Genomic DNA, 13,995 nt, shown 5'->3' with positions numbered 1-13,995 from the left:
TCTAGCTTTTAAGCGTTGTTTTCAAGCCTTAGCTCATAGCGTTTACTCTTAGATATCATAATCTATGGTATCGCAAGCAGCTGAGCTTCGCTTTACTTCTGTGTCACCTCTTTAGTGACCACGCCAACAGCAGCATCTGCTTGGCCGTCTTCATTGACATCAACAGTAGCTGTAGGTTTAAAAGTCGCTTTTGTGGTGGCTTCGGACTGTTTAATGTTTTGAGCCTCTTTAGAAGAAACCACTCGTGCTGAGCTTGCAGAATCGATGGCATAAGCGGCCTTTGCTTTGGCGCTATTGGCAGGCAAGCTTGCGATTTGAGCCAAGTTAGTATATTGCGGTGTCGGAATAACTTGTGGTACATCAAGGTTGGCACCGCCACCGAGTGCTTGGTATAGCTCAATTTGACTGACAATCTTTTGTAGCTCTAAGTCTAGAATACCTTGTTGCGTCGAAAACAGTGAGCGCTGCGCATCGAGCACATCCAGATAGTTTGAAATACCTGCCTTAAAGCGTGCGTCAGCGATCTGATAGGTCTGCTCAAAGTTATCTTGCAAACGGTACTGAGCTTGTAGCTGCTCACCCAGCGTCGCTCGTGTTGCCAGTACATCAGACACTTCACGGAATGCCGTCTGGATAGACTTCTCATAATTTGCCAGAGTCTGCTCCCGTTCGATTTTTGCAACCTCATAGTTGGCATCTAAACGGCCGGCGTCGAAGATGGGTACGCTAATGCTAGGACCAAAGGACCAACCAACCGAGCCGCTTTTAAACAAGTCATCCAAGCTGCCGCTACTGACGCCCACGCTACTGGCCAGACTAATAGACGGAAAGTAAGATGCACGAGCGACTTCGATATTAGCACCAGCGGCTTTTAGGTTGTACTCAGCCTGTAACACATCAGGACGATAACGTAATAGCTCACTGGGTAATCCAGCATTAAATACTTCATGCGTCGTGATGTTGCTGACGGCAGGCGCTGGAATCAGCTCTCCAGGAATCGGGCTACCGACTAAGTATTGCAGCGCATTACGTGAGGTCAAAATACTGCTTTGGGCACGTAGGGCAGCAAGCTTGGCGTTTTCGAGCGCTGCACTTGCTTGTAGTGACGGCAACTTAGGATCAACCCCTGCCTCAAAGCGCTTATCAGCGATAAATAGCGAGCGCTCACGACTCTCAACCGTGGCTTCAGCTAACTTAAGCTGTGCCATGCTATAGCTTAGATTGGCATAGCTTTGCGCAATATTACTAATCAAGCTGATCTGGGTAGAGTCTTTTGCCGCAGTCGTTGCCAAAAAGTTCTGTAATGCTTGATCTTTTAGGCTAGAAATCTTACCCCAAAAGTCTAGCTCATAATTTGCCAACCCAAGCTGAACATTATAGCTATCGCCCGTGTTGCTATTTTGACGACGGCGAGCATAGCCCGCCTGACCGTCAATAGTAGGCAGATCATTAATATCAGTGATTTGATATTGCGCTCGTGCTTTCTCAATCGCAAGGCGTGCACTTTCAAAGTCTTTATTATTCTCTAGACCGAGCGCAATCAAGCCTTTTAGGCGCTCATCGCTATAAAAGTTTTGCCACCGCTGAGCAGCAAGGCTTGGTTGACCAGCAGTACTCACAGTCTCCTTGTCAAATGCGCCATAAGATTGCTCGATAGGAACGTTAGGCTCCGCAAGCACTGGGCCTGTGTCCGCTTTTGGAATGGTATTACAGGCTGCCATACTCATGGCTAATACTGTCAATCCAAGCAAACGGACGCCGTTTTTTTGTGCCTGCGTCGTAGCAGGTACAGCCTGTAGTCTATTTATGGTCAGTATATCAGCAGCAGTCATGGCTGCTGCCGCTGGCTTTTTGGTAAAAATGGAACGAAAACTCATTGTGTATTATCTCCAAGACTTACAGGCTGATAGCTCTCAGGTGGTGTTGGGTCTTTCGGACCGGGCGTACCATTATCATCTCCGCCATCTTTTTTATTGTTCTCATAGTCATAAGGGAACATACTACGCACCCAAATAAAGAACATAGGAATAAAGAAGATACCTAAGAAGGTGGCGGTAATGACACCACCAACGACACTGGTACCAATGGCGTTTTGACTGCCTGAGCCTGCGCCAGTCGCTATGAATAATGGCACAACACCAAGACCAAAGGCAAGTGAGGTCATGATAATAGGGCGCAAACGCTGTCTTGCCGCTGTCATGACTGCTTCTTTGAGGCTATAGCCTTCCTCTTGGTGTTCTTTAGCAAACTCAATAATTAGAATGGCGTTTTTGGCTGATAGACCGACGACTGTCAGCAGACCTACTTGCAAGTAAATGTCGTTTTCAAAGCCTCGTAGCCAAGTAAATATCACTGCCCCTAAGACCCCAAGTGGAATCACCAGTAGTACCGAGAAGGGCACGGACCAACTTTCATACAAGGCTGCCAGACACAAGAATACCACTAAGATTGACAAAGCATAAAGCATAGGTGCTTGTGCCCCTGACTTTTGCTCTTCAAGTGATAGACCGGTCCATTCAAAACCGACTCCTTCAGGAAGCTCTTGAATCATCGCCTCCATTGCTTCTATGGCCTCACCGGTACTCAGTCCTGGTGCAGCATTACCTTGAATATTCATAGAGGGCAAGCTGTTATAACGAGTCAGACGTGGAGAGCCTGATTGCCATTCACTACTAGAGAAAGCATCAAATGAGATCATCTCACCAATGTCATTACGCACGTACCATTTTCCAATATCTTCAGGGTTAGTACGGCTGCTTGGCTCGCCTTGCACAAACACACGCTTGATACGGCCACGATCGATGAAGTCATTAATATAGCTAGAGCCCCATGCCGTCGAGATGACACTATTAATACTGCCCATCGATAGCCCGTAAGCGGCAGCTTGCTCTTGGTTGATATTTACTTTTAATTGTGGCGCATCTTCTTGGCCGTTCGGGCGTACACCGTCGACCTTCTCGTTTTGCGCTGACATACCCAGCAGCATATTGCGCGCTTCAAGTAAGCCCTCATGTCCAAGGTTACCCACGTCTTGAATCATCAAGTCAAAACCACTGGCGTTACCAAGCTCGGTAATTGCTGGTGGTACGATGGCATATACCTGTGCTTCATTAAGCTGAGTAAAGAAGTAGCCCATGGCGCGATCAGCTACTGCTTGCGCTGTGTTTTCCTCACCAGGGCGGTTATCCCAGTCGGTTAAACGAACGAAGGCCAGTCCCATGTTTTGACCACTACCAGAGAAACTAAAGCCTGCGATAGTGAACACGGAAGCGATGTTGTCTTCTTCTTGAGTGTCATAGTAGTCACTGACTTTATCAAGTACATCTTGGGTTTCATCGAGTGTCGCACCCGCTGGAAGCTGTACCAAGGTAAACATAATACCCTGATCTTCCTCTGGTAAAAACGAACCAGGAATGCGTAAAAAGACCACCGCCATGACAGCAATAATTGCAGCATAGCCAAGCAGATATAACCATTTAAAGCGAAAGCTCTTGCCTACCGTGTTTTCGTAGGAGCGGCTCAGCTTAAAGAACATCCGGTTAAACCAACCAAAAAACCCTTTTTGGTCTTCAGTATTGCCTTTTTCATGACTTTTACTACGCTTGAGTAACGTCACACAAAGGGCAGGGGTAAAGATAAGGGCGACCAAGGCTGAGAATACCATAGCGGTAATCAAGGTGATGGAGAACTGACGATAAATCACCCCAGTTGAACCACCGAAGAAAGCCATCGGTACGAATACTGCTGACAGAATCAAAGCAATACCAATAACGATCTTACTGATCTCACCCATCGATTGAATGGTGGCATCCTTGATAGAGATATCAGGGTTTTCTTCCAAGATACGCTCGACGTTTTCTACCACGACGATGGCATCATCTACTAAGAGACCGATAGAGAGTACCATAGCAAACATGGTCAATACGTTGATACTAAAACCTGCCACATAGAGCACGGCAAAGGTACCAAGTAAGACAACTGGTACAGCAAGCGTCGGAATGATGGTTGCACGCCAGTTCTGTAAGAAAATGAACATGACGATAAACACCAGAATAATCGCTTCAATCAGCGTCATGACCACTTGCTCGATAGACAAGCGTACAAAAGGCGTGGTGTCATAGGGAACGACTGACGTCAGCCCTGCTGGGAAGTTCGCCTCAAGCTCAGCCATACGTGCACCGACAGCTTCACGAGTCTCTAAGGCGTTGGCGCCACCGGCCAGCGAGATACCCAGACCTGCGGCCTCTTGACCATTATATAGAGAGATAACGCTATAGTTTTCACTACCGATCTCAACATCTGCGACATCGCCTAAGCGCACTTGAGCACCAGAGGTGTCGGTTTTTAACAGTATGTTTTCAAATTCTTCAGGTGTTTCTAAGTAGCTTTGAACCGTAACCGTAGCGTTAATGACCTGCTGATCGGTATCCGCAGGCGCTTGGCCTAACTGACCTGCTGAGACTTGTGCGTTTTGTGCACGCACAGCGTTGACGATGTCTGACGGTACCAAGTTGTAGCTACGTAGAAGCGCCGGATCAAGCCAAATACGCATGGCATATGAAGAGCCGAAGACTTGGACCTCTCCCACACCTTCGACACGGCTAAGTGGGTCGACGACGTTTGAGTTGACATAATCAGCGATATCTTGCCGATCCATACTGCCATCTTCAGAGATAAAACCTTGCACCATCAAGAAGCTGCTGGAGGATTTGTTGACGTTAACCCCCTGACGCTGAACGGATTCAGGTAGAGAGCTCATGGCAGCTTGTAGCTTGTTTTGGACCTGTACTTGCGCAGTATCCGGATCTGTACCGTTTTCAAAGGTCAAAGTGACAGAGGCGCTACCGCTTGAGGAGCTTGATGATGACATATACATCAGGCCATCAAGACCTTTCATACGTTGTTCAATAATCTGTACTACTGAGTTCTCAACGGTTTGGGCGTTAGCACCAGGATAGCTGGCACTGACTGAAACAGTTGGTGGTGCGATGCGTGGGTACTGCTCAATCGGTAAGTTAATAACCGATATCACCCCGACGAGCATGACTAAAATAGCCAATACCCATGCAAAAATAGGGCGATCAATAAAAAAACGTGACATAGTATATCCCTAAGTCTTCCTATCTTTGAATGGAATTAGTTGGTGGCGGCTTGGGCAGGTTGCTCAGCAGTATCATCATCGGATGCATCTACAGCTTCAGCAGCTTGCTGTGGTGTTTTTGCCGTAGGCTCACCTTGAGGGGATGGCGCAGGGCTTGACTCTTCTAGTGGTTTGACGACCACCTCTTGTTCAGGTTTGACCTTGGAGCCGCCAATCACCACCACTTTATCTCCTGACTCTAGACCGTCAGTAACGACCCACTGTCCATCATAAGTACCATCGATAGTGACAGGACGCACTTGAATCTTATTGTCTGCATCGACGATATAGACTTCCGTCCCACCTTTAGGGGTACGCATCACTGCGCTTTGTGGTACTAAAGCGGCGTTTGTGATCACGCTTTGTATCAGGCGAGCAGAGACATACATGCCCGGCAATAACACATTGTTTTTATTAGGAAATACAGCACGCAAAGTCACAGCGCCCGTTGACTCATCTACTCTGGCTTCAGATAGAGCCAGCTGACCACGTACGGGATACACCGAACCATCTTCTAATACCAGCTCAACACTATTCATACCAGCTTGGGCTTTGCCTGCAGCGATTTGCTGACGCAGTTTTAATAGCTCAGATGAAGATTGGCTAATATCGACATACATAGGGTCTAAGCGTGAGATGGTCACCAAAGGCTCAGGTTGACCTGAGCTAACAAGGGTACCAGCGGTCACGCTTGAGCGACCACTACGACCGGTAAGAGGAGCACGTACGATAGTACGATTAAGGTTAAGGGCGCTGGCATTCAAGTTGGCTTGAGCGGCCTGAATATTGGCTTTTGAACTTTCGATACCTGCTTGGGTTTGACCAACTGCTGCCTGTGCACTTTGAACAGCCGCTTGTGCCGTACGTACTTGAGTCTGTGCTTGGTCGTATTGCTGCTTGGAGATGGCATCAATATCGACAAGCCCTTGAAGACGCTGCAAGTCGTTTTGTGCTTGTGCCAGTGACGCTTGACGACTGGCCAACTCAGCTTTGGCATTGGCATTATTGGCTAGAGCCGTTTGATAATTGGCCTTTGCTTGCTGTACAGCTGCCTCACCACTAGCCACCGAGGAAGTATAGTTGTCAGTGTTGATGCGATAAAGCGGCTGATTTTTTTTGACGTTGCTGCCTTCACGGAACAGAATCTCTTCAATAACCCCGTTTACCTGTGGGCGGACATCTGCCGTTTGATAAGCGGCAGTACGTCCAGAGAAAGTCTGTACTTGCGGGACAGTATCAAAGGTCACGGTCTGGACATTGACGACGGCAGGAGGCATCTGCTGCTGTGCTTGCTCAGCGGCGCCATCGTTTTTGTCACAGCCAACCAGTACAGCTCCAGATAGTACAGATGCTATTACAAGCGCAAGATAAGAGTGCTTCATCAATGTCCTCGTTAATTATATAAATGCGGTATAAGTAAAGGTTTGGCTCAATAAACTTAATCAAATATTATAAACTATAGGGTATACCCCACAGTCAAGCACGAAAATACGTGCCTTAATCATAAAGCTTGCGTTTGTGTTTTATAAAAGCCAGAAAGCGCATAGCTGATATAGGTTAGACAACAAATCAAAGGTGTTTACACTCGTGGTGATTGCTATTCTTAAAAATTGTTACTTTTTGTTATATTGGTTGCTTTATCAATGTTTTACTTATAATTAGTGCGGATAAGCTCAAAAAAACCACTGGACACAAAACCAGCGCTTTGGCAACACCCAAATATAGACGCTGCCATATTGAGCATACATCAGATCAATGGTAATGAACTACAACAAACGTGCGCTAGCAAGCTCGGTAAGCTGATAGAGGCCTTGACGGTAGCGATTATCAGGCAACGTTTTTAACGCTTGCTGCGCTAAAGCGGTTTCTTCTAAGGCGCGTTTTTTGCAATACTCTAGCGACCCTGAGTCTCGTACCAGTGCAATCAATTGTTCAGCGTTTGGTGTTTTGCCGGTTTGTACGGCTACTCTTAGCTGCTGATAGCCTTTTTGATCCGTGTCTTTTAAGAGCTCAAGCGCTTTGATCGTGGGTAGGGTCGGTTTGCCTTCAGCAAGATCGTCGCCGAGGTTTTTGCCCATCAGCTCGCTATCGCCACTGTAGTCGAGGACGTCATCTATAATCTGAAAGGCATTACCAAAATGCTGACCGAAATCGCCTAATGCTTGCATATACTCTGTTTTGTCTTGCAAGATAGCAGCGCCTTGAGTGGCCATCATAAACAGTCGTGAAGTTTTGCCATCAATAATATTGAGATAATCTGCTTCTGTTGCGGCAGGGTTGTGCTGATGCTGTAATTGCAGCACCTCGCCTTCAGCGATATCACAGGTCCCATCTGAAAATACCTGGAGTAGTGGCAAACTTTGAAAGCCGACCAGTAGATTAAAGGCACGAGCAATCAAATAGTCACCGACCAGTACGGCGGTAGCATTATCCCAAGTGGCGTTTGCTGTAGGCTTGCCACGGCGCTGACCTGACTCATCAATCACATCATCATGTACCAATGTGGCCGTGTGCAGCATCTCTGTAATTGCTGCTAAGTGCATGGCTTTTTCTGAAGGGTTATCATCAAACATGCGTGCACACAACAGCGTGATGAGCGGGCGCATGCGTTTGCCACCAGCATTAATCACATGCTGGGAGACACTCATTACCAGTTGCACTTTGGAGTTAAGGCTACCAAAAACTTGCTTGTCCATAATCTCAAAGTCATCAGCGACGATGCTTTGTATATCCGCATAGCTTGGCACGGATACAGGAGAGGGAGATGCGTTTGCTAAAGAAGTGGTCATAGTGAATAATCGTATTAATAAAAAGAAAAAACAAGGATAGTCGTCTGCTATGAGACTGACAATGTGCTTATAGTAGCATAGCTGAGTTGACAAATCGGTGAATAAAGTTTGGCAGACAGCAGCGGTATGTTGTAAGTTGCTGATTATATAAGCTATAATGGCTCTAGCCACAATTGGGTCTATGATCGACGTGTGGCAAAAGTAGTTTTTAGAACTGCTTAGAGTTATATGTCCTCAAGCCCACCGTATTGCAAGTGTCAGTACATATGGGCTAGTAAAGTACATATGGGCTAGTAATTAGGTACGATCACCACCTTAAAAAAACAAGAAGAGCGGCTTGCTTTTATGAGCAAAAAGCCGTAAAATCTTGCCTTTAATTTTTCCCTGTCGTGTTCGTCGTCGAAGTGTTGGTATTATATCAGCCACGGCACACGGGTTAAACGGAGTCAGACAATGTACGCAGTAATTAAAAGTGGTGGTAAACAGCACCGTGTAGTCGTCGATGAGCTTTTAAAAGTTGAATTGTTAAAAGCAGAGAAAGGCGAAACGATTAAATTTGAAGACGTGTTGATGGTCGTTGATGGTGACAATGTCAAAGTCGGTCAGCCAGTCGTTGAAGGTGCAAACGTAGAAGTTGAAGTGGTTGAGCATGGTCGCGGTGAAAAAATCCGTATCATCAAACACAAACGTCGTAAGCATTACCACAAAGAGCAAGGTCACCGCCAATGGTACACCTTGTTAAAAATCAAAGCGATTAACGCTTAATTATCAATAGTGAGTGCTTACTGATAAGTAATGCTTTAAAAGCTTAAGAGTTATCGCAGTAGCGATAAGTCACATTAACAAGGAGATATATCCATGGCACATAAAAAAGCTGCCGGCTCGACACGTAACGGTCGTGATTCAAACCCAAAAATGCTTGGCGTAAAAATATTTGGTGGCCAAGCAATCACAGCTGGTAACATCATCGTTCGTCAACGTGGTACAGAATTCCACGCAGGCGAAGGCGTAGGTATGGGCCGTGACCATACTCTATTTGCCCTTAATGACGGTGTGGTAAAGTTTGATACCAAAGGTAAATTTAACCGTCGTTATGTGTCTGTTGAAAGCGAGTAATTGTCGCTTTTAATAAGTCTGGATGTTTATAATCAAGACCATTGTTTATGGTTCAAATAAGACACCAGATACTGACATAAATAAAAGATCCCTATTACCAGAAGGTAGTAGGGGTTTTTTTTGCTAATCCGGTTCTGGACAAGTATAGGTATTTAGAATGATGTAACGCAATGGCTTACAAGTGTGTATGGCAGGCGTAGCAATGATTGCAATTCATGACTAGGCGTGTAATAAAAAAACTGGCACACTGTTTTCAATGTCTAATGACATGAGCGTCATATTTGAGAAATAAGCACTTATTGAATACAACAATTTATCTAAAACATTTTATCTTATGCTGTTCTGCATTTTGAGAGAGGAGTTATTATGACTTTATTGACCAAGCAAGTTTCTAAACAGCCCACCCTGAAACAAAAAGTGATGAGCGGTGCTCTAACAGGGATATTGATGGGCTCACTTGGTGTGGCAGCGCCGATGGTGGCGTTGACGCAATCAGCAACGGCAGCACCTGCGGACAACTTAGTGGCTGCTAAGCGCTTAAACAAGCTGCTGGACAACACCAAAAGCATGACAGCTGATTTTACTCAGACCACCAAGGGCGCTCGAAGTGGTACTTTTCAGGGTTCGATGAGCGTACAACGTCCAAACAACTTTCGTTGGGAAACCAAATCACCCTCTGAGCAGTTGATTGTCGCCAACGGCAACTCAATGTGGATATATGATAAAGACTTAGAGCAAGCGACTAAGCAAGGAGTCGATGCGCAAGTCGGTAACACTCCTGCTTTACTGCTATCGGGCGATCCCAATAAAATTGATAAAAACTTTAAAATCACGCAACCTTACAGTAATAAAAACTACTATGTGCTCTATCCCAAATCAGACAGTGCCAGCTTTAAGAGTTTGTCTATGAGCTTTAATGGGGGTAAGCCGGTTATGATGGTGTTAAATGATACTTTGGGTCAAACCACATCTATTAAGTTTAATAACATCAAAATGAATCCAAGTATAAGCAGCAGTCAGTTTAAATTTACACCACCGGCAGGGGTTGATGTGATCAATCAATAATCACGAACGTGTGGTAACAACTAAATGGTGTACGACCTCTAACACTAAAGCTGCACAAGCCTAAAACTGGTTTGTGCAGCTTTAGGCTAGCATCAAAAGCGCTGCGTCATAGATATTATTTCAAAATACATAATTTGTAGCATATAAAATGACTATTCAATGCAGTAACAAACTGGATTTTGACTATCTATGAGCGTATAGTAGGCAAACAGTTTATGCCAGTTGTCACGCTATTATTGACTACGTGCCATGAGTTATTAAATCAATTAAATGTGTATATATGATATTGATTTAATAAGTTTGTCTTACGTTTGAGTCAACTTTTAGTCAAATAGGTTCGACGGCCAGCTTCTATTTGCGTTAGCCATAACCCATAGATAGCCATTACTCGTGTATTGCAGTACATGTTATCTTGCTTACGCATAAAATATACTTTACGGTTGCTGCCGTTTTACTCTTGTCAATAATCTTGATAATTGGTCATTACCAGCACAGTCAACCTGTGTTTTCGTCTGCGTCAGGTACGGTCATGTCATTATGCGCTAAGTAGATTTTAGTTAGATCATAATGATGGCACTACTTATGACACTCGATTGGGTGAGGAGCACGTATTATCATGTCTGCTTTTGATTGGTCAGCAGTTGCATTTATTTTAGCAGCGCTCGGCTTGGTTGTATTTATGCTCGTCGTTCCGCGCTTACTCGGCGGACGCTCAAAAGGCTTACAAAAAGAAGAGGTATTTGAAGCGGGTGTTGTCGGAGCTGGCAACGCCCGCATTCGCTTGTCTGCAAAATTCTATTTGGTGGCGATTTTCTTTGTGATTTTCGATCTAGAAGCACTCTATTTATATGCTTATGCAGTGTCGGTTCGAGAGGCCAGTTGGCTCGGCTTTGCAGCGGCTGCCGTGTTTATTACGGTCTTAATTATCGGCTTGATATACGAGCTAAGCTTGGGTGCTATGAACTGGGCGCCTGCTGATAAACGCCGTAAAAAGCCTCGATTACAAACGGCACCTATTGGCTTTAATTTAGCAGATATCACCAAGTTTGACGGTGTCGAGGAGCTTGTGGTTGACCCTACCGGTAAAGTACCTGCTCAATCTTCCGGACAAATTAACGTCTCAAATAGTATTGAAGAGAATCGCCAACACTTAAAGAATATCGATCATATAAATACCACAGGTAATATTACTTCTGTGGATTTTTCTATATCTGAAAACCATGACAGCTCTAAGCACCAGTAATAAAGGTACTTGATGATTTTTGATACAAGGGTGCTGTCTTGGTTTTATTATTTTATTGGCTAAAAAGACAGACTCACTACGCTGCGCTATATATAAAGGTTGCATGTTATGAAATACACATTGACCAAAGCTGATCCAGAGGCAGAGCAATATCCTGCACAAACTCGCCAAACTGTAAATGACCCGATTGAAGATGAAGTGAATAAAAACGTCTTTATGGGTCGTCTAGAAGAGTTGGTTCATTCAACGGCTAACTGGGGTCGCAAACACTCATTATGGCCATTTAACTTTGGTACTTCTTGTTGCTATGTCGAGTATGCGACGACCTTGACTGCCGTCCATGATTTATCGCGTTTTGGTGCTGAGGTGATTCGAGCGTCGCCCCGTCAGGCAGATGTCATGATCGTCGCAGGAACCTGCTTTGTAAAAATGGCTCCTGTGATTCAGCGTCTTTATGAACAAATGCTTGAGCCTAAATGGGTCATCTCTATGGGTGCTTGTGCCAACTCTGGTGGTATGTATGATATTTATTCAGTGGTTCAAGGCGTGGATAAAATCATTCCAGTGGACGTGTATGTACCAGGTTGTCCACCACGTCCAGAGGCCCTGATTCAAGGTTTGATGTTACTGCAAGAGTCCATCACTAAAGAGCGTCGTCCGTTAGGTATTCATGTCAATGATCAAGGCATTTATCAACCCCAGATGACGCCTGAACGTGACCGTAAGCAAGCTGATCGTATTGCGGTGAAAAACTTACGTAGCCCAGATAGCATTTAGTGTTTGTCGATGAGTGATTAAAACCACCATCCTAGTTTAGTTATGATTAATGAAGGAATACATCATTCATGGTCACGGTAGTCAAAAACAAAGATCCTAAGATCAAGCCTGTGCCAGCAGTTATTAGAGAGCTGGAACATAAGTATGCTGGAAAGTTCGTGGTACAGCAGACCGTCGATGAGATTCCGACTGTTTGGGTGGCACGTGCTGACTTGTTAGATATTTTGTTGTTTCTGCGCAAACTGCCAAAACCTTATGTGATGCTCTATGATCTGTCTGCGATAGATGAGCGCTTACGTAAGCATCGCCAAGGTCTGCCAAATAGTGACTTTACCATTTTTTATCATTTGATGTCACTTGAGCGTAATAGTGATGTGCGCATCAAAGTGGCGTTAAGTGAAGAAGATCTTAATATCGCGAGTGCGACCAAAATATGGCCCAATGCCAACTGGTATGAGCGTGAAGTCTGGGATATGTTTGGGATTGTTTTTGAAGGGCATCCTCATCTGACTCGTATTTTATTGCCCAAATATTGGGAAGGTCACCCGCTACGTAAAGAATATCACGCTCGGGCAACTGAGTTTACCCCTTACTTCTTAAACACAGCCAAACAGCAGTATGAGCAAGAAAATCTGCGTTTTATCCCTGAAGAGTGGGGTATGAAGCGCTCTGGCCGTGACGAAGACTTTATGTTTTTGAATATCGGTCCTAACCACCCCTCAGCTCACGGTGCCTTTCGTCTGGTATTGCAGCTCGACGGCGAAGAGGTCATAGACTGTATTCCAGATATCGGCTATCACCACCGCGGTGCAGAAAAAATGGCCGAGCGTCAGACTTGGCATTCTTTTATCCCATATACCGACCGTATTGATTATCTTGGCGGTGTCATGAATGAGCTGCCGTATATCATGTCAGTTGAGAAGCTGGCTGGCATCACGGTCCCTGATCGGGCTCAGACCATCCGAATCATGATGAGTGAGTTTTTCCGTATTACCAATAATTTACTGTATGTCGGTACGTTTATCCAAGATGCTGGTGGTATGACACCGGTGTTTTATATGTTTACGGATCGTCAAAAAGCCTATGACGTGATCGAGGCGGTAACAGGTTATCGTATGCACCCTGCCTGGTTCCGTATTGGTGGGACGGCAGCAGACCTGCCCCGTGGTTGGCAGCGTTTGGTACGTGAGTTTTTGGAATGGATGCCGAAGCGTTTGGATGAGTATGTCAAAGCAGCGTTGCAAAACAGTGTGCTAAAGGGTCGCAGCCAAAATGTTGCCCAATACGATGCCAAGCAAGCATTGGCGTGGGGTGTGACGGGCGCAGGACTGCGGGCGACAGGTGTCGATTTTGACCTGCGAAAAGCGCGTCCTTATATGGGTTATGAGAATTTTGATTTTGAAGTGCCTATCGGGCACAACGGTGATGCTTATGATCGCTGTATGATCAAAATCGAAGAGATGCGCCAATCCATGCGTATCATTCGTCAGTGTATGGATCATATGCCGCAAGGGCCTTATAAAGCGGATCATCCGCTCGCTGTGCCACCGCCCAAAGACCGTACTTTAAATGATATCGAAACGCTGATTAATCACTTTATATCGGTATCTTGGGGGCCTGTCATGCCAGCAGGTGAGTGCTCAACGATGGTAGAGGCCACCAAAGGCATCAATAGTTACTATATCACCTCAGATCGAGCCACGATGAGCTATCGTACTCGCATTCGTACGCCTACTTTTGCCCATTTGCAGCAGATGCCGTCGGTCATCAATGGCTCGCTGGTATCTGATGCCATCATGTATCTGGCGTCAATTGACATCGTAATGGCTGATTGTGATCGCTAATATGTTGGTCATGATTGGGTG

General features: G+C 45.4%; 10 protein-coding genes. 6 read left to right on the top strand and 4 right to left on the bottom strand.

The genetic code is table 11. From position 1 onward, the window contains the following. Positions 1–92: 92 nt before the first annotated feature. The 4 genes from J3492_RS08215 to J3492_RS08200 form a co-directional block, all read right to left on the bottom strand. The gene (locus tag J3492_RS08215) at positions 93–1,877 is read right to left on the bottom strand and encodes an efflux transporter outer membrane subunit (RefSeq protein WP_243453174.1); all 1,785 of its coding nucleotides are present in this window, start codon (positions 1,875–1,877) and stop codon (positions 93–95) included. Further along, positions 1,874–5,101 (bottom strand): efflux RND transporter permease subunit, encoded by a 3,228-nt coding sequence (locus J3492_RS08210; RefSeq protein WP_207991457.1) that lies wholly within the window; start codon positions 5,099–5,101, stop codon positions 1,874–1,876. The genes J3492_RS08215 and J3492_RS08210 overlap by 4 nt, the downstream gene beginning before the upstream one ends. Before the next feature lie 35 nt (positions 5,102–5,136). Next, complete coding sequence (locus J3492_RS08205; protein ID WP_207991455.1) at positions 5,137–6,522, bottom strand: efflux RND transporter periplasmic adaptor subunit; 1,386 nt, start codon at positions 6,520–6,522, stop codon at positions 5,137–5,139. Positions 6,523–6,906: 384 nt separating this feature from the next. Next, positions 6,907–7,929 carry a polyprenyl synthetase family protein gene (locus tag J3492_RS08200; protein WP_207991452.1) on the bottom strand — a complete coding sequence of 341 codons (1,023 nt, stop codon included), beginning with the start codon at positions 7,927–7,929 and terminating at the stop codon, positions 6,907–6,909. Between the two features lie 453 nt (positions 7,930–8,382). Between J3492_RS08200 and rplU the strand changes: the two genes are divergently transcribed. The 6 genes from rplU to nuoC all read left to right on the top strand — a co-directional run bounded on the left by rplU (position 8,383) and on the right by nuoC (position 13,974). Next, positions 8,383–8,694 (top strand): 50S ribosomal protein L21, encoded by a 312-nt coding sequence (gene rplU, locus J3492_RS08195; RefSeq protein ID WP_207991450.1) that lies wholly within the window; start codon positions 8,383–8,385, stop codon positions 8,692–8,694. A 93-nt stretch (positions 8,695–8,787) separates the two neighbouring features. Next, complete coding sequence (gene rpmA, locus J3492_RS08190) at positions 8,788–9,045, top strand: 50S ribosomal protein L27 (RefSeq protein ID WP_207991448.1); 258 nt, start codon at positions 8,788–8,790, stop codon at positions 9,043–9,045. Positions 9,046–9,411: 366 nt separating this feature from the next. Beyond that, positions 9,412–10,110 carry an outer membrane lipoprotein periplasmic chaperone LolA gene (gene lolA / locus J3492_RS08185; protein ID WP_207991441.1) on the top strand — a complete coding sequence of 233 codons (699 nt, stop codon included), beginning with the start codon at positions 9,412–9,414 and terminating at the stop codon, positions 10,108–10,110. 616 nt (positions 10,111–10,726) lie between these two features. Continuing rightward, positions 10,727–11,353 (top strand): NADH-quinone oxidoreductase subunit A, encoded by a 627-nt coding sequence (gene ndhC, locus J3492_RS08180; RefSeq protein WP_207991432.1) that lies wholly within the window; start codon positions 10,727–10,729, stop codon positions 11,351–11,353. Between the two features lie 108 nt (positions 11,354–11,461). Then, positions 11,462–12,130: a NuoB/complex I 20 kDa subunit family protein gene (locus tag J3492_RS08175; RefSeq protein WP_207991425.1), complete on the top strand. Its 669-nt coding sequence runs from the start codon at positions 11,462–11,464 to the stop codon at positions 12,128–12,130. A 68-nt stretch (positions 12,131–12,198) separates the two neighbouring features. Beyond that, positions 12,199–13,974 carry an NADH-quinone oxidoreductase subunit C/D gene (gene nuoC / locus J3492_RS08170; protein WP_207991423.1) on the top strand — a complete coding sequence of 592 codons (1,776 nt, stop codon included), beginning with the start codon at positions 12,199–12,201 and terminating at the stop codon, positions 13,972–13,974. Positions 13,975–13,995 lie beyond the last annotated feature (21 nt).

It is taken from the genome of Psychrobacter coccoides, assembly GCF_017498085.1.
In the GTDB taxonomy this organism is placed as follows: Bacteria; Pseudomonadota; Gammaproteobacteria; order Pseudomonadales; family Moraxellaceae; genus Psychrobacter; species Psychrobacter coccoides.
Note: the sequence above shows the minus strand (reverse complement) of the source record. Positions and strands in the feature narration are given on the sequence as shown.